This window comes from Synechococcus sp. RC10A2, from assembly GCF_047502605.1.
This window is the reverse complement of the sequence record NZ_JANSHP010000029.1, coordinates 70,901-89,987: the sequence shown is the minus strand read 5'-3', so window position 1 is coordinate 89,987 and position 19,087 is coordinate 70,901. Positions and strand designations below refer to the sequence as shown.

General features: G+C 57.2%; 16 protein-coding genes. 4 read left to right on the top strand and 12 right to left on the bottom strand.

The window, feature by feature from the left end:
* Window positions 1-83: 83 nt before the first annotated feature.
* The 3 genes from NW848_RS03390 to NW848_RS03380 are packed head-to-tail and all read right to left on the bottom strand — an operon-like array spanning window position 84 to window position 4,334.
* Entirely contained in the window at window positions 84-2,627 is a 2,544-nt protein-coding gene (locus NW848_RS03390) for a UPF0182 family protein (RefSeq protein ID WP_414508839.1), read from the bottom strand.
* 4 nt (window positions 2,628-2,631) lie between these two features.
* The gene (locus NW848_RS03385; protein WP_414402865.1) at window positions 2,632-4,002 is read right to left on the bottom strand and encodes a TIGR03279 family radical SAM protein; all 1,371 of its coding nucleotides are present in this window, start codon (window positions 4,000-4,002) and stop codon (window positions 2,632-2,634) included.
* Between the two features lie 44 nt (window positions 4,003-4,046).
* Window positions 4,047-4,334: a DUF2103 domain-containing protein gene (locus tag NW848_RS03380; protein ID WP_011430637.1), complete on the bottom strand. Its 288-nt coding sequence runs from the start codon at window positions 4,332-4,334 to the stop codon at window positions 4,047-4,049.
* 242 nt (window positions 4,335-4,576) lie between these two features.
* Here NW848_RS03380 and NW848_RS03375 point away from each other — a divergent pair, with 242 nt between their 5' ends.
* Window positions 4,577-5,731, top strand: a complete 1,155-nt coding sequence (locus NW848_RS03375; protein ID WP_414510459.1) for a hypothetical protein — start codon at window positions 4,577-4,579, stop codon at window positions 5,729-5,731.
* 9 nt (window positions 5,732-5,740) lie between these two features.
* On the opposite strand, the gene NW848_RS03370 is transcribed toward NW848_RS03375, so the two are convergent.
* From NW848_RS03370 to upp, 4 genes are all read right to left on the bottom strand, one after another.
* Entirely contained in the window at window positions 5,741-6,694 is a 954-nt protein-coding gene (locus tag NW848_RS03370; RefSeq protein WP_099813111.1) for a J domain-containing protein, read from the bottom strand.
* 193 nt (window positions 6,695-6,887) lie between these two features.
* Window positions 6,888-7,589 carry a tetratricopeptide repeat protein gene (locus NW848_RS03365; protein ID WP_228375243.1) on the bottom strand — a complete coding sequence of 234 codons (702 nt, stop codon included), beginning with the start codon at window positions 7,587-7,589 and terminating at the stop codon, window positions 6,888-6,890.
* Window positions 7,582-8,490 (bottom strand): HAD hydrolase family protein, encoded by a 909-nt coding sequence (locus NW848_RS03360; protein WP_099813378.1) that lies wholly within the window; start codon window positions 8,488-8,490, stop codon window positions 7,582-7,584. The genes NW848_RS03365 and NW848_RS03360 overlap by 8 nt, the downstream gene beginning before the upstream one ends.
* Window positions 8,491-8,796: 306 nt before the next feature.
* Complete coding sequence (gene upp / locus NW848_RS03355; RefSeq protein ID WP_414508838.1) at window positions 8,797-9,480, bottom strand: uracil phosphoribosyltransferase; 684 nt, start codon at window positions 9,478-9,480, stop codon at window positions 8,797-8,799.
* Between the two features lie 329 nt (window positions 9,481-9,809).
* Here upp and NW848_RS03350 point away from each other — a divergent pair, with 329 nt between their 5' ends.
* A complete protein-coding gene (locus NW848_RS03350; protein WP_099887431.1) occupies window positions 9,810-10,697 on the top strand; it encodes a hypothetical protein in 888 nt (295 codons plus the stop codon).
* Window positions 10,698-10,727: 30 nt separating this feature from the next.
* On the opposite strand, the gene NW848_RS03345 is transcribed toward NW848_RS03350, so the two are convergent.
* Together NW848_RS03345 and NW848_RS03340 are read right to left on the bottom strand one after the other, a co-directional pair.
* Window positions 10,728-12,035 carry a hypothetical protein gene (locus NW848_RS03345; RefSeq protein ID WP_414508837.1) on the bottom strand — a complete coding sequence of 436 codons (1,308 nt, stop codon included), beginning with the start codon at window positions 12,033-12,035 and terminating at the stop codon, window positions 10,728-10,730.
* Window positions 12,036-12,106: 71 nt separating this feature from the next.
* Window positions 12,107-13,957 carry a M61 family metallopeptidase gene (locus tag NW848_RS03340; RefSeq protein ID WP_414508836.1) on the bottom strand — a complete coding sequence of 617 codons (1,851 nt, stop codon included), beginning with the start codon at window positions 13,955-13,957 and terminating at the stop codon, window positions 12,107-12,109.
* A gap of 266 nt (window positions 13,958-14,223) precedes the next feature.
* On the opposite strand from NW848_RS03340, the gene ntcA reads away from it, so the two are divergent.
* Entirely contained in the window at window positions 14,224-14,898 is a 675-nt protein-coding gene (gene ntcA, locus NW848_RS03335) for a global nitrogen regulator NtcA (protein ID WP_414508835.1), read from the top strand.
* A gap of 115 nt (window positions 14,899-15,013) precedes the next feature.
* Here ntcA and leuB read toward each other — a convergent pair whose 3' ends face one another.
* The 3 genes from leuB to petB all read right to left on the bottom strand — a co-directional run bounded on the left by leuB (window position 15,014) and on the right by petB (window position 17,539).
* The gene (leuB, locus tag NW848_RS03330; protein ID WP_011430627.1) at window positions 15,014-16,159 is read right to left on the bottom strand and encodes a 3-isopropylmalate dehydrogenase; all 1,146 of its coding nucleotides are present in this window, start codon (window positions 16,157-16,159) and stop codon (window positions 15,014-15,016) included.
* Between the two features lie 142 nt (window positions 16,160-16,301).
* Window positions 16,302-16,814, bottom strand: a complete 513-nt coding sequence (gene petD / locus NW848_RS03325; RefSeq protein ID WP_049749760.1) for a cytochrome b6-f complex subunit IV — start codon at window positions 16,812-16,814, stop codon at window positions 16,302-16,304.
* 77 nt (window positions 16,815-16,891) lie between these two features.
* The gene (petB, locus tag NW848_RS03320; protein WP_011430625.1) at window positions 16,892-17,539 is read right to left on the bottom strand and encodes a cytochrome b6; all 648 of its coding nucleotides are present in this window, start codon (window positions 17,537-17,539) and stop codon (window positions 16,892-16,894) included.
* Window positions 17,540-17,756: 217 nt separating this feature from the next.
* On the opposite strand from petB, the gene NW848_RS03315 reads away from it, so the two are divergent.
* Window positions 17,757-19,070: a S41 family peptidase gene (locus NW848_RS03315; protein ID WP_011430624.1), complete on the top strand. Its 1,314-nt coding sequence runs from the start codon at window positions 17,757-17,759 to the stop codon at window positions 19,068-19,070.
* Window positions 19,071-19,087: the final 17 nt, after the last annotated feature.

Here is a 19,087-nt window from a genome sequence, read left to right as displayed (position 1 = left end):
AGCGCGAAGATTGACAACCTAACCTTAAATCATCCGTTAAGTTCTGTCAACTACCCTTAGAAATCTGAGAAGGGATCCCGGCCTCAGCGGTTGGAGCGGCGGCTGCCGGTGGGGGAGAAGAGGGCTTCCAGAGCCTGGCTGAGGGTGGGCTCCATCACCACCCGGTCTTCGTAGGCAGCGATGACCCGGGTGAGCTGGGGCAGGCGGCCCTGTTCTGCCTCCAGGTAGAGGGGCTGGATGTAGAGAAGCGAGGTCTCGATGGGGATGACCAGCAGGGTGCCCAGGTTCACCCGCGACCCGTGTTCGTTCCAGAGGGCGATTTGCTCGGAAATGGCCGGATCCTGGTTGACCCGCGCCTCTACTTGCTCTGGGCCGTAGATGAGGCGCTGCTTGGAAAACTCGTACACCAGCAGCTTGCCGTAGTTTTCCCCATCGCAGCGGGCCGCCATCCAGGCCACCATGTTTTGTTTGTTGAGGGGGGTGAAGGGAGAAAGCAAGACAAACTCGGGCTGGTTTGGGGATCCCTTTTGGGGATCCTCTGGCAAGGTGAGGATGAGGTACTGGGGCTGCATGGGCAGGCGCCGCCGCTTGCGGAACTGGTTGGGGATCTGCCACTGGTCTTCCCGGTTGTAGAAAACACGGGGATCCGTCATGTGGTAAGTGGCAAATTGCTGCACCTGCACCCGGAAGAGATCTTGGGGGTAGCGGATGTGCTGCCGCAGCGGCTCCGGCATGGCCTCTAGCGGCTTGAACAGGGTGGGGTAGATGCGGGCGTAGGCTTGGATGAGGGGATCCCGAGGGTCGGCAATGTACCAGTCGATGCTGCCGTTGTAGGCGTCCAGCACCGCCTTGACAGAGTTGCGGATGTAGTTGAAGGGAAAGTCAGGCAAGTACTCGGAGTAGGGGTAGTGGCTGCTGGTGGTGTAGGCGTCGAAAAACCAGTAGAGCCTGCCCCCTTGAATTACCAGGTAGGGATCCTGGTCGTAGAGCAAAAAGGGCATCACCTGGCGCACCCGTTCCCGGATTTGGCGGCGATAGAGGAAGCGGGTGCTGGGGGAGAGCTCGCGGCTGAGAAGGATGCGCAGATCCCGGAAGTGCCAGGCGTAGAGAAGCCGTTGCCAGAGGTGGGGGATGGGCACGCCGCCCGTGCCGCGGTAGCTGCTGTAGACATAGCGATCGGCAGCGGGATAGTCCAGGGCCCCCACGAACACGTCGGTGGTGGTCAGCTCGCTGTAGTAGAGGGCCGGCTGCTCCACCCGCAGCACCTGCGCCACCTCTGGATAGCGGGGGGAAACCCGCGGTGGGATATCCGATAGGAAAAAGTCCGGCAGCCCCTCAGCAGTAACCACGTTGACTGGGCTGAGGGTGAGGCCATAGCCGTGGGTGTAGAAAAAGCGCCGGTTAACCCAAGTTTGGGCAGCCGGTGGTACCTGGGCAAAGTCCAGCTCGCGCGCTGCATGCATCACTTGGCGCAGCTCTCCCCCGATGCGGTAGCGATCCACATCCACATAGGGAAATTGGTAGTAAGGGCGGATCTCCTGCAGTTGGCGATAGGTGGCCAAGAGGGGTTCTGTATCCCAAAGACGCACGTTGCGCAGGGTGGATTGATTTTGCTGCAGGATCTCCCAGGTCAGGGATCCCTCTTCTGGGAAGGGCTTGACCTCCACCTCGGCCAGGCCAAAGCCGGCGCGAGTAAAACGGATGTTGTGCTCGATGTAGGGGCGCTCCAGCTCCAGCTCGTTGGGCGTGACCAAAAGGGTTTGCAGCAGTTGCGGGTAAAGCCGGGTGGTCAGCAGCCCAAACCCCAGGTAGGCCCCCCAGAGCAGGGCCGGCGCCAGCAGGGAACTGGCCCAGGCAGGGCACCAAGACTTGAACAAGGGAAGGTTGAATCGGATCCCCTGGCGGGCCAAAGCCCAGAAGCCAACTGCTGTCAGGAAAGCCACCCCGCTCATCAACGTGGTAGCTGGCAAAGTGGCGTGCACATCGGCAAAGCCGGCGCCAAAGACGACGCCGCGGGTGGAATAGAGCAGCTCGTAGCGCTCCAGCCAATGGCCCCAGGCACGAAGCAAAAACAGAGCTCCCCCCAAGATCAGCAGGTGCCGTTGGGCAAATAAAGACAGAGCCAGCGTCAGCCGCTGCTCCGATAGCCCCAGCTCCACTAGGTAAATAAGCGCCACCGTGATCAAAGTGAGCAGCACTAGGTTGAAGCACCACTGCTGCAGTGTCTCCCAGAAGGGCAGGCCGAAAAGAAAAAAGCCCAGGTCGCGACCGAAGATTGGATCGGACTCGCCGACAGGGACTTGGTGCAACCAGAGCAGCAGCGCGAACCAGTGCTGAGAAAGAGACCAGGCCAAGCCGCCGCTCAACCCCAGGGCAATGGCCCAGGCCCCGGCTGTGCTTGCCCCCCGCCAGCAGGCGCGGATGTTGGATCCCACCACCGCCAGGGCAAAGGCAAAGGCGCCCAGGCCCAGCCCCCAGCGAGCCAGCACCCGCGTCCAGAGCACCGGCAGGGCATTCAGCTCGGCAAACCAGGCCAGATCGACATAGAAAGAGGCCAAAGCTGTGATGGCCAGGATCCCCAGCCCCGCCCAAAGCAAGAGAACCAACCCTCGCTGTAGCCGCTGCATAGCCTCACAGCGTCCCGCTCGAGGTCGCCCTTGATCCTAGCCGCTGCACCGCCTGCAGCAAGCCCGCCGGGCCCCCATCCACCCGCATCACCGGGATCCCCACTTGGGCCTGCAACTCTTGCCAGGTGAGATCGTCCAAAAAGCGCTCCCCATCCTTGAGGGCGATCTGGGGCAAAAGCAGGCCGTCGTAACTTGCCAAGTTTTCAACCGATTTCAAAGCGCCCAGAATGTCTTGCCCCGTCAACAGTCCGGTTACCGTCAGGGTTTGTCCCCAGAATTGGCTGGCAATGGGCAGAAGATGCAACTGCAACCTGGGGATGCTGTTCATCCGCTCCACCACCGGCTGGAAGGCTCGCTCCACTGCGTTGCCCACCACCCAGAGAACTTTGAGAGGAGAAGGGATCCCAGTCGGCAGCCGCACCTGCTCAAACTCGCTCAAGAACAGGCGCAGGGATCCCACTCCATTCCCCAGTTGGGGGTAATCTTCATAGTGCTCTGCCGGCGGCAATTCTCGATTTGCCAGCAAGTACCACTCGTCGGCCAGCCAGGCAAAGGTGGACCCCAATTCTTGCCGAAACTGCGCCTGCAGCGCTTCTACCTGCGCAATCACCTCCGCCGCCTTGGCGGCATCCACCGGGATCAGCTCGTCATTGGGGGGGCGGAAGCGGGTCAGCCCCACCGGTACCACCGCCACCGAGAGGACGGTTGGGATCCCTTCGACAGGTTGGCGAAAAGCGGCCAGATCCAAGAGCGTGCGGGTGAGGTGCTCTCCATCGTTCCAGCCCGGGCAGACCACCACCTGGGCATGCACTTGCAGGCGGTGTTGGCGAAACCAGGCCAACTGCTCCAGGATCAGACCGGCGCGCGGGTTTTTGAGCAGGCGGCTGCGCAGCTCCGGCTCCGTGGCATGAACCGAGACATAGAGGGGGGAAAGGCGCAGGCGGGCGATGCGATCCCATTCGGCAGCGGTCAAGTTGGTAAGGGTGAGGTAGCTGCCGTAGAGAAAGCTGAGGCGGTAGTCGTCGTCTTTAAGGTGCAGCGTTGCCCGCATTTCAGGGGGCTGTTGGTCGATGAAGCAAAAGGGGCAGGCGTTGGTGCATTGGATGAGGCCATCGAACAAAGCCGTCTCAAACTCCAGCCCCAGATCTTCATCGATGTCTTTTTCCAGCTCGACGATGCGCCGGATCCCTTGGCTGTCCAGGATCTCCAGGCAGAGATATTCATCGGCACACAAGAAGCGATAGTCAATGAGATCGCGGGGCTTCTCGCCGTTGATGCTCACCAGGGCCTCCCCTGGCCGAATGCCCACCTTTGCCGCTAGGGATCCGGGCAGGACGGCGCTGATACGGGCGGGCTTGACGCTAGCGCGGGACATAGCGCGCCCAAGAGGCGGGACTGCGTTGCCAAGAGAACTCAAACCTACTCTAAACAGCGGCGAATCGCTGCTTCCAGCTCCAACTGGCTGAGGTCGGTAACCACGAAGACCTCTTGCACGCTGCTGCCCTTGCGGGCCACCAACTTGTAGCCCCCTCGAATGGGCACGGAAACCCGCAACTGCAACTGCGGGATCCGCCCGCGACTGCAAGACAGAGCACCTGGCGTTACGGTTTTAATGCCAGGTTGTCGAGTCAGGCGCTCCAGAACAGGGATCAGCCCGGAAATGTGGGTGGAGTGGTTCCAAACCAGACGACCGGCAGGCTCAGACATGGCGGCAACGCAACAGCGAGGAGGGCTAGATCTCTATGCTAGGCTCTTGCCCCTGTAACTGAGAATAAACCTTGGCGAACTCTCCAAGTACAAGTATTTTCAGAAGGTTTTCTCTGTGCTAGTTTGACGGCAGCAAACGCAGGGAGCTCCTGACTCATGGTTGCCGAGCAAGTCATCCTCGAGATCCCCGAAGCCATCCTGAAAGGCCTGCAGAATGGAACCTACGAGGCGTAGGCGGCGTGGTGCGAGAAGTGGCCTCTAAGCGGGTGGTGGCCTGGCTGAGAGAAACTGGAGGCTTGACACTCGCAGATAGCATTAGCAATTGCATCCCGGCAGTGGACATAGTCAACGGGATTATTGCCAACATTCAGTTGAGGCAGATCAACCTAAGGCTAATTGACACTAGAGGTAAACTAAACACTGTCTTAGGCTTAACCAAATTCAATGCTGCTATTGGTCTAACTAACTTGGGTTTGTCTGCCGTAGACTTTGCAGTCGTTACCTCTAAACTCAATCAAATCGATTCTCGAATCCAAAGTCTTCAAGCATCCGTAGAAAGTCTTCGAGAATCCATAGATAGATCGCTTCTTGCCAAAGCTAAGTCTGCTATCGATGTTGCAGAAATAGCTTTGAAGATGTCTTCTTCGACCAACAGGAAGCGATTGGTAACCGAGGTCATTCAGCCTCTGCTTGAGGCTGAGCACTATTATCTAGCTGCGTGGGATTCCAATTGGAACAAGAACGACGGCATTTTGGCTTGCGAGTACATCTTAATCCTATCTTTAGTCTATGTTACAGAGATTGAATGCTACCTAGAGATGGAGGAGCATGAGATAGCTCTGAAACGCCTGGCGGAGGCAGAGGAGATTCTAAGACCTCGTATTAGAAAGTATGTCGAGCTTTTGTTGACCACGAAACCTTCAGTATATCTTCACAAGGCTTACCAAGAAGGAGTTAGCCTATCAAGCGTCGTGGAGATTCTCAAGTATGTAAAGGGTGAATCGGATGTGGATAAGCTGTTTGACAAATATATACGACCAGATATTTTCAGCGCACAAAGCATTGAATCCTATTTTGATAGTATGCCGACAAGATCTAAGAATGCTATCCTTGCCCTCATTGCCCCACGTTTGATTGATCCAAGCTGGTGGACAGTCTTGGATCGCATAGTTTGGGATCCTCCTCGGAGAGAAGCTATCATCAGTCGAGCAAATCAGGTTATAGCGGCTGCCCAGTCCATGATCGAATTGGACAGGAGACTGGAAGGCTACAGATACGAAATCACTGAAATGACTCGGCTTGGCCTCAGCTACCAAGAGTGGCAAAGTCTGGTTTTGCCGCCAAAAAACTCGTCTGAGGATCCAGACCCCAAAGTTTTACTGCTCCTGCCGGCTTAGGAAGCAGGATCAATGGGGGTAGAATCCGCCGCCCAAACCAAACAAGACGGCTAATATGCCAATACCGACAGCGATCCCAGCTGCTAGTTTCAGATCCTCCTTTAGCTTTTCAGCGTCGGCTCTTTCCTTTATCGCTGTCAACAGGAAGAGTTGATCCTCTCCGCTAAGCCCGCTTATAAACTCAGGGGATAAAGACTCAAGGGGGAGACTCTTAAAGTAGTCGATCCTGCTCCTGCAGTAAAGCGTCAGTTGAGAGAGCTCTGAGCTTTTTTCTTTCTCGCGCAGTTCTATTTCTGACTTTGCCCTTTCTTGGAGACTTTTGGCTTTTTCCACTTGCTCTTTACTATACCCAGATTCAAAAAATGCCGACCAAGCGGATACCAAAGCAATGAGTACGAGTATAGCACCAATCCATCCCCAGCCTCCTAAGAAAGCCAACAAGCCCAAAAACAAAAAGACAAAGCAGCTCTGTATGTTTTCGTCTCTAGTAAGGAAGGTATAGTCAACTCTGGCATCCTCTTCCTTAATGCCGATTAAAATAAGGTTTCTCTTTAGCTCTGACTTCACTTGCTCTATTTTCTGGTTATAGTTGGTTTCAATCCTTCGCCTCCGCAGCTCTATCTCCTCGGCAGCTTTCTGTATCTTGTCAGGGTCAAACGGCCAAGTGCTGCCGTCTTGTGTGCTGTAGCTTGGTTTGGCTTTTAGACCTAGATCACGTTCGTTTCCTTTCGTTTGGGAAAGCCTCTGGGAATCGTAGGCTTTCCGCTTTACGGGATCACTCAGCACTGAATAGGCTTCTTGAAGGGACTTAAATTTTTCTTCGATGTACCGTCGGGCCTTTTCCGGTGTACCGGGAGGAAGCCGATCGGGATGATACTCTTTGGCAAGCCGCCTGTAGCTCTCTTTGATTTCTTCAGAGGTCGCGTCGGGCTTTACCTCCAGCTCGCTATAGAAATCTTTCATGAAGGGATCCCGCCTCTGCTGCCTTGCTAGCAGGATTCTACTGCTGCTCCTGCAAGCTTGAAAAGTGCTGTTTAATACCAGCCTTTTTTTATGCCCTAAGTGTCAAGCGCGCTGGGGAAAGCTCCACTCCCAGTAGCTCTCGGGGGGGGTTAGCTCTCCTTCCTAAGCTGTAGCTGTCTGGGCCCGGTTTGGACTAGTCCAACTCCCGCCGACGTAGCCGTTGCAAGGCCGAGAGAGGCTTCTCCTCTTCTGGCTGCTTTTTCGAGGCGGCTGCCCGTGGAGTGGTTGTCTTGTCCCTTTCGGGCTCGAGCGCAGGCTTGGCTGCTTCTGGCTCAGCGGCTGGAGGGCGAGGCGGGTTGCTGGCCTGCTGGTTGGGCAAGGGCACCGACTCCAGGGGGGCCAGCAGGGACTGGATGTGGCTGTAGGTTTCGGGATTGCTGCGGGCAGCATGGGCCAAGAGGGTAAGCTGCTCCTTGGCCGCTACCAGGTTCCCTAACTTAAGATCCACCAGAGCCAATTGGTAGCGTGCCTTAAAGCTAGTGGGATCCACTTCTACGGCACGTTGGAAGGCAGCTCGCGCCTCTGGGAGGTTGCCCTGGCGGGCGTAGATCAGGCCAAGGTTAAAAGGCACGTCGGGATCCCGCTCGCTGGGGAGAACTTTGGTTTTGTCTTCCAGCTCAAGGGCGGCCCGGTAGGCGTTGATGGCTAGGGTGTGAAAGCCCATCTGCAGGTAGCGGGCTGCATCTTCCTTGAGTTGGGCCACTGTCGGCTCCCCGGTGAGCAGATTCATAGGCGGCTGGGCAGAGGCAGGCAGTCCTAGCGCCAAACTCAGCAGGCATCCCACCACACGCAGGCCCAAGGGAGCAGTCCGTCCACCGGTTTGTTGCTTATTCATCCCCATGATCGGTTTCCTCCAGCCACCTCAACACCACTTCGTTCCACCCCTCAGGACCGGGGAGCCGGGCCAGTTGCCACTGGGTCTGAACCTCTGGCCCGCCGAGGCGAACGGCCTCCTTCCAGAGGCTATCCGCAATTGGGCTGGGAAGCACTACTTTCCGCTCCACCCACCGCAAAAAAGCCAAATCTGGGGGGGAGCAGCCGATGCCCAAGGCCCTGACAGGGCCCAAATGCCGCTGGTAGCAATCCAGGAGCAGCCGCACCGCCTGTTCTCCCGGTAGGGAACTGGGCTCTGAGGTTAAGGTTGTCCGCCTCCAGCCGGTCAAATACCACCGCGAGGGGTCGGAGAAGTGGAGCTGGTGCAGCCGTAACAAGTGCTGGGTGAGGGTGGCCTCTTGTTGGGCAAGGGCTTCTCGCAGCCTTGCTGGATCCCCGGAATAGCTGAAAATCTCGCTATATTCCCGCTTTTGCACCCGTTCTGCTTCCTCCAAAGGGATCCCAGTGGCGGCAGCTAGCTCCGAGGCTGTCCAATCCCCGAACCCGATGAGATCCAAGTGGTAATCTTGGCGCACCTGTTGCAAAATGTGGCGCAAGCAGGGGTAGGGCAATCCCAGGGCACACACGTAGTAGGGAGGGCGGTGTTGCCAGCGCTCGTCCAAAATGCCTGCGGGAAAGTAATGTTCGGGAACGTAAATAGCGGAGCCGTCCTCGCAGATGAAGGGATGCTCCAGGCGCAGTTGTCGACACAGATGTTCCAGTTGGGCGCGGGTACGCAGGCTGTAGAGCACTAAGGGAATGGAGCGGCGCTCCAAAGCCGCCAAAGCTTGTCGGGCAGCGCCATAGCTGTTGGACTGGGGATCTAAGAGGCTGCCATCCAAACTGCTGAGGACAAGTCGCATAAGCCCAGGAAAGGAAAAGGCGCTGGCAGCAGTCAATTAGCCAGATCAAACGGCCTCTAGCCCGAGGAGCGCAAGCCGGATCCCTGAGGCGGGCTTGGGGCTCAAGCGGCCAGCATTCCCATCATCCAACAGCCTTGACAGAAGTGAAGAGGTTTAATTCAACGTGCCCTTCTTGGCCACCTTCTGGAGGAGTGAAGCACCCAGAGCGGCATTGGGGCAATTGATGCCAAATGTTACACTCTGCTGCCGTGCCCAGCCGATACTAGCGGCAGAGCAAGCCTCTTGACTCGCGATTCCTTTGAGGGATCAGGTGCCGAAAGCGCGATCCCCAGCATCCCCCAGCCCGGGCAGGATAAACCCCCGGTCATTTAGCCGCTCGTCGATCATGGCGCAGAAAATTTGCACCATCGGGTAATGGGATCCCAGCCGCTGCAGCCCCGGCGGAGCAGCCAAGACGCTCACAATTCTCACTAAGCTGGGATCCGCTCCCCGTTTTTTCAGCTCGTCCAAGACCCAGAGCAAGGTGCCGCCAGTAGCCAACATCGGCTCAGGGATGAGAATGCGCATCTGCTCCGGGATCCGCTCCGGCAGGCGATTGAGGTAACAACTCACCTGCAGCGTCTTTTCGTCCCGCACCAGGCCCACATGAAAAATCCGTGCCTGGGGCAAGAGGGACTGACAGCCTTCCAGCAGGGCCAGCCCAGCCCGCAAAATAGGCACGATGGCCAGCGGCGTGTTGGGGGCGATAACTTCTGCTGCAGCAGGTTCCAGAGGAGTTTGCACCTGCACCGCCTGAGTTGGGATCCAATCCCGCATCGCCTCGTAGGTCAGCCAGCGGCCCAGCTCCGATAGAGCACTGCGAAACAAGGGCGTGGGGGTTTCCACGTCGCGAGCCACAGCTAACCAGTGCTTAATGAGCGGGTGAGAGGGGACATAGACTCGAAGCTGCTGACTTGCCACAGAAGGATGCCTCAATCTGGGCGGTAGCATAGCGGGTTGCTTTGGCAGAAAGCAAGCACTTCCCTCGAGGTAATGGGTACCCCTTCAGAATTGGTTGACCTGCCCCCTGCCTTAAAGGGTAGGGATTCCTAGTTTTGGGTTCTACGAGCGCACTTAGCTAGCCAGTGGCTAGTCCCTAATTCACCATGCCGGCAGTGAGGCATCTCTCCCCAAGCGTAGGCGCTCCGCGCTGCTGAAGCGAACGCCCGATTGGTTCAGGATGCGTTGCCATGCTTTGCCGTTACAGCACAGGGCAAAGCTGGAGCTGGGTCTGCAGATCCGGTAGATCTGGATCACGAGATTTTTTCTGAGGATCGCCCATGTCTGCCGTCCGGTTTCAGCCGTTGCGGGTGGCCTTCACCTGTGCGGATCCCAGCCAAGCGCAAATGCCTGTTGCCGAGTTGCTGGCGGCTCTGCCGGCCTCGCCGCTTCTAGCCTACACCGACCCAGAAGCAGCGGACTTGCGGGTAGAGATGCTGCCAGATGCCATCTACCACTTCTACCGACGGGAGGAAGAGGTGGCGCTGGCAGCCTTTCGGATCCCGGTAAAAAAGCCACAGGCTCTGCCCCGCAAGCTGGTGCGGCTGCTGGAACATGTGGCCGCCTTCGACAACCTCCTCAACCTGCAACCTGCCAGCGATGCTCTGAGCAGTGTTCTGGAAGTAGAGTTTCTGCAACTGGAAACGCCGGCCAGTGGCTCTAGCCCTGCTGAAGTTAGCCCTTTGCCGCGGGATCCCCAAGGCCAGGTGCAAATTCAAGCAGGCCGCAACCTCGCCATCGCCCTGCGCAACAGGGCCCTTACGCCGGTGCACGTCTATGTAACAGTCTTTGACGAACGGCAGTGCAGCGTCGGTTTAGTCTATCCCTACCAGCCGGACTCTCCTGCCCGCCTGCGCCCCAGCGAAAGCGTATTAGTTGGCTCTGGCCCTCGCTATCTGCTCCAGATGCAACTGCCCGAAGACACAGAAACGGCGGTGGATCGCTTCAAAATCTGGGTCACCAGTACCGGCATGCAGCCGGGCATTATGGCAATGCCCCCTCTAGGACAAAGGCTGGAGCCCCCCTCTGACGATCCCTATGGCTCCGGATCCCGTCTGGATAGAGAAGTCAGGCTGGCCATTCTGGGCAAAGCAGGCAGCACTCCCATGCCGGCTTTTGCCGAGGATCCCTGGTGGTGTATGGAGCAAGCCGTCAAGATTGTGGCCTGAGCCGATGCTCTTGGGGACTTTTTCAGACTTTCAGAGATGGCTTTTCAGGATCCCATCAAAGGTAGACTCAACCTCATCGACGCCAATCACTGACAGGTGATAGAGGGAAGATAGACTACTTCTTGTATCTTGACTAACATCAGTTAAAACTATGAAAGCTTGGCTTCCCTGAAGACCGAGTTCATGAGCGATTCCGGAGTATTTTTGTATTTTATCTTGGTACCCACCTGTCTTCGATTCCACCCAGTAGAATTTATCATTGATATGGAAGAAAAGATCCATCTCAAAATCGGCTCCATCCGATAAAGTAACTTGGGCATTCGCGACGTAAGAGAAACTGATCTTTTTGGTGTGAGCCTCAACAAGGCGGATCAGCGTGCCCCTAACATATCTTTCCAGCCAGTTCCCTGCCAGAAAATTCAGCGCCTGACGCGACCTACTGGGTCTCGCTACCAAAAGGCATCTGGGCGCCTTAGAGTATCTGTACTCTTCCAAAAATGCGATGTCGTGTAACTCCTTAGCAACTTGGCAAGTTGAACTGACTACTTGTGGAGGTTCGTCTCTAAGGTTTAGGTAGAAAGAACTGCCGCTCTTCATGTTTGATTTAACCATTCCATAAAATCTCTTGATAAAAGAGTATCGGCTGCCCATAAAGGCGGCTATTTGATCTAGCTTTTCCTCTTTTTCTTCCGCAGCTATGCTTTTTATCTTTATGTTTTTTGAGTTTAAGAACGACTCTATCTTTGATATATCAACGATAGCTGTCCCATCCTTGTCTCTTAGTACTTCGTCTGGTGTCTCAGGATCTGGTGCTTTACCAATGACCTGAGTAACCTGCTCATTCTGGGAGTCCTGATTTGCAGTTGGGCATATCTCGGATCCATGAGAACTTTGAATAGTAACCCGTAGTTGCCGATAAATATCTTTGGCCTCTTCCACTAGATTTTCCAGAATGGCTAGCTGATTGTTCAGTTGCTGGCCATGTTCGGCCAACTTTACAGATATAGCTTGTAGAAAGTCTCTGCCCCAGTCCTGTAGCAAGCTTTGCTGGCTGTCAGCAAGGCGAAATTTAAACTCTTCAAGGGTAGCTTGGACGGCCTGTAACTTTTCCTGTAACTTTTGAGAAATCTTGTCTACCAATCCTTCGCTCAACTTGATGAGTGCTTTGTCCGGGTTGTTGAGTTCTTGGCTGCGTTGGCTTAGCTGCGAAGATATATCTCTGATAATCTCTCGTTTCCAGATTTCCAGTTTAGGACTGGCCCCATACTGGCGAGCAACGTAAATGCCTACCGAGAAACCAACAGCTGCCCCAATCAATAAAACCAAAACTAAGTCCATCAGATACTCCTGTCCTCTGCTGCTGTTACTTTTCTTTCCAGTTAACTGGATTACCTGCTTGCCTCAACATTCTAGGAGGAGATAGGTGAATTTTCAAGCAGATGGGGACCTGCCTCTGACCGAAGCTGGGCGCCGACAAGGGATCCCAGCCAGCCTTGCTGAAGGGCTTCTTGAGCAGGAGTCAGTTCAGGCAACACCTCCAACGTGTAGACATCGGGCCGAGGGGGATCCAACGGGATCCAGAAATGTTTCAACTGATCGGCTTGAAAAACGCTCAAACAAATGATCTGGTGGGGCTGATAGGCCGTCAAGCGTTCTGGCAAGTTGGCAGCGCTTACCCGGAAGCCATCCAAGGCCACCAACTCATCGCCAGCCCAGATGCCGGCTTTTTGAGCGGGGGATCCCATCTCGACGGCGCTGATGCGATTGCCTTCGCCGTTGAAGTTGAGGCCCAGGTAGGGGGGAGGGTTGGGTCGGCTGAAGTGAACCTTGAGGGTGAGGCCAAAGGGGTGGAGGTAGGCGTTGTAGTCTAGCTCTTCCGTGCCGTCCACATAGGCGGCGAAAAAGGGGCTGAGATCGGCGCCGGCTGCCCGCTCAAACGCCTCTTGCAAGTCTTGGTTGCTGTAGCCTTTCTCTGTCCGACCAAAGCGCTGCCACAGATCCCGCAGGGCCGTGTCCAGGGATCCCTGCCCCCCTGAGAGGTGGCGAATGTGCAGATCTAGCAGCCAGCAGACCAAAGCGCCCTTTAGGTAATAGGAAACCTGGCTGTTGAGGCTATTTTCGTGGGGACGGTAGAGCTTGATCCAGGCGTCGAAACTGGATTCTCGCAGCGATTGTACGGCTCGACCTGGAGTGCGCTGCAGCCGGCCAATTTGCTCGGCCAGGATCTTTAAAAAATCTTCGGCGCTGAGGATCCCTGCCCGCAGCAAGATGACATTTTCGTAGTAGCTGGTTGCCCCCTCGCAAAACCACAGACAGTCCACGTAGTTTTCTTGGTTGTAGTTAATTTTCTCCAAAGCCAGAGGGCGCAGCCGCTTGACGTTCCAAGCATGGAAAAGCTCATGGGCCAGCAGCGCCAAAAAGCGGCGGTAGGAGTGGGGCTGATGCAGCTCCAGTCCAGAATAATTGAGGGTGGCACTGTACTTGTGCTCCAGGCCGCCAAATCCCCCGGCTGACAAATGCACAATAAACCAGTAGCGGTCGTAGGGCAGCTCGCCAAAAAACGCCGCCGTGGCCCGGACAATTTTCTCGGCATCGGCCACCGCTTGCTCCAAATTTAGGGTGCCCGCTCCCCAGACCACGAAGTAGTGAGGGATCCCTTCCACCGCAAACGACCGCAACTGGTGCAGGCCCACCTCCACCGGGCTATCCACCAGCTCGTCGTAGTCTGCCGCCACAAAAGACTGGCCGGAAGCAGCATCCTCAGAAGAAGACCTCAAAGGTCGCAAACTGGTGGCGACGTGCCAGTCGGGTTTGGGAGGGATTATCGTCAAGGTGTAGGGCTCCCGCTCGCGACCGGGCACGTAGAGAAAGAGCGCCGCCCCGTTGAAGTAGGCGTGGGTGAGATCCAAATGGTTGGTGCGCACCGTCAGCTCGTAGGCGTAGACCCGATAGCGGATCGCGACAGCCGAACAGCGGGGCGGCTCGATCTCCCAAGTGTGCTTATCTACCTTCCGCCAGGCCAAAGGGATCCCTTGCTCCGTTGCTGCCTGAAACTCTTGCACATGGCGGGCATATTCCCGCACCAGGTAGGATCCCGGCGTCCACACCGGCAGCCGCAGTTGCAGAGGTACTTCTGGATCCACCTCTTGGATCTGTAGTTCCACCTCCAAAAGGTGATTGGCCGGCTCCGGCATCCGCACCGTGAAATGCTGACGGCTTAGCTGAGAAGGGGCGGCAACCCCACCCTGCGCGATCCCCATATAACTTTCCTCGCACCTCCCGCCTGCACCGTCCCAAAACAGTGCGCTAGAGGCATATCTTGGACAGGAGACAAGACTTCAAAGATGTAGCTCCTGCTACAAAGATATCCAAGCAGAGTCTTTTAGCTTAGGATAATCTTGCCGCCGAGGTCATTTTTGAGTCAAGGGTGGCTTGGGTCAATAGCGGGCAGCTCAACCCCGGCACTCCTGGCTGATCTTGTTGGGTTGATTCTAAGGGATAAACTGACCTTAAAAGGTTGAAGAATATGGCAGTGGCCATTGCAGAAAAATCTCTGGTTGCAGCCTTCAAACAGTTGGGAGGGCCTCACCATCCTCCGGTTATCGAAACGTTTGAGCGCGGTAAGACCATCTTCTTTCCTGGGGATCCGGCGGAGCGGGTTTACTTTTTGGTGAAAGGAGCTGTCAAGCTCTCGCGGGTCTACGAAATGGGGGAAGAAATTACCGTCGCTCTCCTGCGGGAAAACAGCATCTTTGGGGTGCTCTCCTTCATCACGGGGCAGCGCTCCGACCGCTTCTATCACGCGGTGGCCTTTACCCGCGTCCAGCTGCTCTCTCTGCCCATCGAACAGGTGGAAAAATCCTTGCGGGAGAACGCTGAGCTCTCCATGTTGCTCCTCAGGAGCCTGTCTTCCCGCATCTTGCAGACGGAGATGATGATCGAGACGCTGGCCCACCGCGACATGGGATCCCGTCTGGTCAGCTTTCTACTGATCCTCTGCCGCGACTTCGGGGTGCCCGGCCCCAATGGAGTCACCATCGATCTCAAGCTATCCCACCAGGCCATTGCGGAAGCGATCGGCTCCACTCGCGTCACCATCACTCGTCTGTTGGGGGAGCTGCGCAAGAAGAACTACATTTCCATCCACAAGAAAAAGATCACCGTCCACGACCCAATGCAGCTTGGCCATCGCTTTGCCTAGGGGGAGAAGCTGCCCCTAGGGCCGTTTCCAGGAATTTACCAGTCGGGACAATCCCTCCCTCTGGGAGAGGAGTAGCCGTGCCACCAGGGCAGGGCAGCGACGAGGGAACCTCCCCTCAACCACCAGGGGCTGAGAGCGATCCTTGGGGGGAGGCTTGCTGCTGGGCCAGAGCAGCCAAGATCTTTTCCCCCATTTCCCGACAGCCGACGAGGGTCATCCCCTCAGAGTAGATGTCGGCAGTGCGGTAGCCCTGGGCCAAAACCGCCTCGACGGCCTGTTCGATGCGGTCGGCAGCCTGGGGCTGATCCAAGGAGTAGCGCAGCAGCATTGCCCCGGAGAGCACCTGGGCAATGGGGTTGGCCTTGTCTTGTCCGGCAATATCCGGGGCTGACCCGTGTACGGGTTCGTACACCCCAGGGCCAGAGGATCCCAAAGAGGCAGAGGGCAACATGCCGATGGACCCGGTCAGCATCGCCGCCTCGTCGGAGAGGATATCCCCGAAGAGGTTCTCCGTGAGAATGACGTCAAACTGCTTGGGCCAGCGCACCAACTGCATGGCAGCATTATCGACGTACAGGTGGGACAGCTCCACGTCGGGGTACTCAGCCGCAATGGCGGTAACCCGCTCCCGCCACAGTTGTGACACTTCCAGGACATTGGCTTTATCCACCGAGCAGAGCTTGCGCCGGCGTTTGCGGGCCAGTTCAAAAGCCACACGGGCAATGCGATCCACCTCCGCCTCGCTGTAGGCCATGGTGTTCACACCCCGCCGGGATCCCTTGGCATCTGTGAAGATCCCTTTGGGTTGGCCGAAGTAGATGCCGCCGGTGAGCTCCCGCACCACCACCAGGTCGATCCCGGCAACCACCTCCGGCTTGAGGGAAGAGGCCTGCACCAGTTGCGGAAAGATCTTCACCGGGCGCAAGTTGGCAAACAGCCCCAGGCCCGCCCGCAAGCCCAACAAAGCCCGCTCAGGGCGCTTCTCCCGCGGCAGGGTGTCGTACTTAAAGTCGCCAACTGCCGCCAAGTAAACAGCATCGCTCTCCTGGGCCATTTTCAAGGTCTCTGGCGGCAAGGGATCCCCCGTGGCTTCGTAGGCGGCCCCGCCAATCAAGCCCTCCTGCCACTGGAGGGAAAACCCCACCTGAGCGGCAACCGCATCCAAAACCGCCCGCCCCACCTGCATGATTTCAGGACCGATCCCATCTCCGGCCAGGGCTGTAATCCGATAGGTTCGGACAGCAGAGGAAGGAACGCTCATGGGCGGTCACAGCAAAAGAATGCGTAGCGATATTACCATCCCTTGGCCCCCAGGTTTGCCGAAAAGTCCCCCACGTCCAAAAAAAGTGCAGCCCGGCCACCGGCCTGCTGCACTCAGAGTTATCAAGCCGATATTCTGCCCTCTAGAACAGGCCCAGGGTGACCCACTTATCCAGAGGCAAGGTGGCGCCAATGCCCAAATAGAGGGTGACCAAGGTGCCGATCAAAAACACCGTCGTCGCCACGGGGCGGCGCAGCGGATTCTGAAACTTGTTGACGTTTTCGATGAAAGGCACAAACAGAAGGCCGACCGGAATGGCCGACATCAGGGCAATGCCCAAGAGCTTGTTGGGAGCAATGCGCAAAATGTGAAACGCGGGGTAGAGATACCACTCCGGCAGAATTTCCAGCGGCGTGGCAAAGGGATCCGCCGGCTCGCCGACACCCGCCGGATCCATGACCGCCAGGCCGACAATCACCCCAATAGTGCCCAGGATCACCACCGGGAACATAAAGAGCAAATCGTTGGGCCAAGCGGGCTCCCCGTAGGTCATGTGGCCCATGTTCTTCTTCAGCTTGGCCAAAACTTTGGGATTGTCTAGGTCAACTTTGCGGGTAATCGCCTCGGTTGCTATCACTTGCTTTGAGACCGGCATAGCCATTCTCCTTGTCTAGGGCAAAAGTTCTGAAAAGATGCATCCAGGGTGCCCGGCTCACAAGAACCGGTTTGGGATCACAAAGGCCCGGAGATGCCCTGGCGGCGGATCATCAGAAAGTGCATCGTCATGAAGACCGCCGTCAGCCAAGGCAACACAAAGGTGTGCAGGCTGTAGAAACGGGTGAGGGTGGCTTGGCCAACTGCCTCGCCGCCGCGGATAAGCTGGACCAGGGCATCCCCCACCACCGGAATGGCACTGGGCACCCCGGAGACGATCTTGACTGCCCAATAGCCCACCTGATCCCAAGGCAGGGAGTAACCGGTAACCCCAAAGGAAACCGTCAGTACCGCCAAGATCACGCCGGTTACCCAGGTCAGCTCGCGCGGCTTCTTGAACCCCCCCGTCAGGTAAACCCGGAAGGTGTGTAGAATCATCATCAACACCATCATGGAAGCACTCCAGCGGTGGATGGAGCGCAGCAGCCAGCCGAAGTTGACCTGGGTCATGATGTAGTTGACCGATTCAAAAGCCTCGGCCACCGTTGGACGGTAGTAAAAAGTCATGGCAAAGCCGGTGGCAAACTGAATGAGGAAGCACACCAGCGTGATGCCGCCGAGGCAGTAGAAGATGTTAACGTGGGGCGGAATGAATTTTCCGGTTGCGTCATCGACGAAAGGCGTGATCTCCAGCCGCTCGTCTAGCCAGTCGTAAACTTTGCTCATGATGCCTGCAATTTTTAGAGTTGGATATCCAGGGCGGGGCGGGCCCACTCCCTATAGCACTGTAACACAATTCGTTAACACGATCGTTAACACGATCATGAAGTCGGGCTCAGCTTTGAGACAGGGATCCCTACACCAACAGCCCAAACGCCTGCTGATGTCTCATCTTGTTCACGTTTCTTAGTATTTCTTAGCTTCTTCTTCAGTTTGGGATCCGATGATTGCGCAGAAGCCGAGATCTGGGGAAAGCAGTTGCAGAGGGTTGGGGATCGGATGGGGGTTACGCCAGGCTGTCCGAGTTTTGTTGCTAGGGTGCCTGCTCTGGGCGAGTTTGGGCATTGGCGCCTGTCAGGTGCAGGCCAGCCGCTGGGGGGAAGAGCAGCAACTGCTGGCGCAGGCGTGGGCCTATGTGGATCGGGCCTACGTGGATCCGGGTTTCAACGGACAGAACTGGTGGCAGGTGCGCCAGCGCTTTCTCTCTCGGCCCCTGAAGGATCGGCAAGAGACCTACCGGGCCATCGAGGAGATGCTGGCAACTCTGGGGGATCCCTACACCCGCTTTTTGGACAGGGAGCACTACCTCAGCCTGCAGACTTCCACTGCTGGCGAGTTGAGCGGCGTCGGCCTCCAGATTGCCATCGACGGGCAGGGGGCAGTACGGGTCATCGCCCCAATGGAGGGGACTCCTGCCGAGCGGGCCGGGATCCAACCTCAAGATGAGATCCTGGCGGTGGATCAGGTGCCAGTGGCAGGGCTGAGCTTGGATGAGGTGGCAGAACGCATGCGCGGCCCCAGCGGCACAACCGTTAGCCTACGGCTAAGGCGGCAGGAGCGCATCTGGGAGGTGGAGCTGGTGCGGCAGTCCATCCTGATCAACCCGGTGCGCACCGGTTTTTTCAAGCTGCCCCAGGGGGAGGTAGCCTACATCCGCCTCAGCCAGTTTAACGGCAATGCCGCCGCTCAAGTGCGTCAGGCCATCCAGGCCGCAGAAGCGCGAGGAGTGCGGGGCTACATCCTCGATCTGCGCAACAACCCCGGAGGGTTACTGCAGGCGGCCATTGAGATTGCTCGCTTTTGGATCCCCAAAGGCGACATCGTGCGAGTGACGGATCGCTACGGCATTCAGGACGGCATTCCCGCCACCGGCGAAGTCCTCACGGCAGCCCCCTTGGTCGTCTTAGTGAACCAGGGCAGTGCCAGCGCCAGCGAAGTCTTGGCGGGGGCGTTGCAGGACAGCGGACGGGCGCAACTGGTGGGAACGCGCACCTTCGGCAAGGGGCTGATCCAATCCCTGCTGGAGCTGGCGGACGGCTCGGGGCTGGCCGTGACCACTGCCAAATACCTCACCCCCAACGGCCACGACATTCATCGCCAAGGGATCCAGCCCGATGTGGAGGTGGCCGCGGGCCCTGTTCCCCTGACGGCAGAAAGCCTGGGCGGCCCTGAGGATGGGCAGTTGCAGCGGGCTTTGGAAGTGTTGGGGGCGACTTTGTCGGTGGCCCAGGGGATCCCAGCGGCAGCTAACACCTGAGGGGGAGAAGGGGAGTG

What these genes read in the sequence shown, in the direction of transcription:
- NW848_RS03390 (WP_414508839.1), bottom strand. Translation starts at nt 2,627, where the DNA reads ATGCAGCGGCTACAGCGAGGGTTGGTTCTCTTGCTTTGGGCGGGGCTG.
- NW848_RS03385 (WP_414402865.1), bottom strand. Translation starts at nt 4,002, where the DNA reads ATGTCCCGCGCTAGCGTCAAGCCCGCCCGTATCAGCGCCGTCCTGCCC.
- NW848_RS03380 (WP_011430637.1), bottom strand. Translation starts at nt 4,334, where the DNA reads ATGTCTGAGCCTGCCGGTCGTCTGGTTTGGAACCACTCCACCCACATT.
- NW848_RS03370 (WP_099813111.1), bottom strand. Translation starts at nt 6,694, where the DNA reads ATGAAAGATTTCTATAGCGAGCTGGAGGTAAAGCCCGACGCGACCTCT.
- NW848_RS03365 (WP_228375243.1), bottom strand. Translation starts at nt 7,589, where the DNA reads ATGAATAAGCAACAAACCGGTGGACGGACTGCTCCCTTGGGCCTGCGT.
- NW848_RS03360 (WP_099813378.1), bottom strand. Translation starts at nt 8,490, where the DNA reads ATGCGACTTGTCCTCAGCAGTTTGGATGGCAGCCTCTTAGATCCCCAG.
- upp (WP_414508838.1), bottom strand. Translation starts at nt 9,480, where the DNA reads ATGCTACCGCCCAGATTGAGGCATCCTTCTGTGGCAAGTCAGCAGCTT.
- NW848_RS03350 (WP_099887431.1), top strand. Translation starts at nt 9,810, where the DNA reads ATGTCTGCCGTCCGGTTTCAGCCGTTGCGGGTGGCCTTCACCTGTGCG.
- NW848_RS03345 (WP_414508837.1), bottom strand. Translation starts at nt 12,035, where the DNA reads ATGGACTTAGTTTTGGTTTTATTGATTGGGGCAGCTGTTGGTTTCTCG.
- NW848_RS03340 (WP_414508836.1), bottom strand. Translation starts at nt 13,957, where the DNA reads ATGGGGATCGCGCAGGGTGGGGTTGCCGCCCCTTCTCAGCTAAGCCGT.
- ntcA (WP_414508835.1), top strand. Translation starts at nt 14,224, where the DNA reads ATGGCAGTGGCCATTGCAGAAAAATCTCTGGTTGCAGCCTTCAAACAG.
- leuB (WP_011430627.1), bottom strand. Translation starts at nt 16,159, where the DNA reads ATGAGCGTTCCTTCCTCTGCTGTCCGAACCTATCGGATTACAGCCCTG.
- petD (WP_049749760.1), bottom strand. Translation starts at nt 16,814, where the DNA reads ATGCCGGTCTCAAAGCAAGTGATAGCAACCGAGGCGATTACCCGCAAA.
- petB (WP_011430625.1), bottom strand. Translation starts at nt 17,539, where the DNA reads ATGAGCAAAGTTTACGACTGGCTAGACGAGCGGCTGGAGATCACGCCT.
- NW848_RS03315 (WP_011430624.1), top strand. Translation starts at nt 17,757, where the DNA reads ATGATTGCGCAGAAGCCGAGATCTGGGGAAAGCAGTTGCAGAGGGTTG.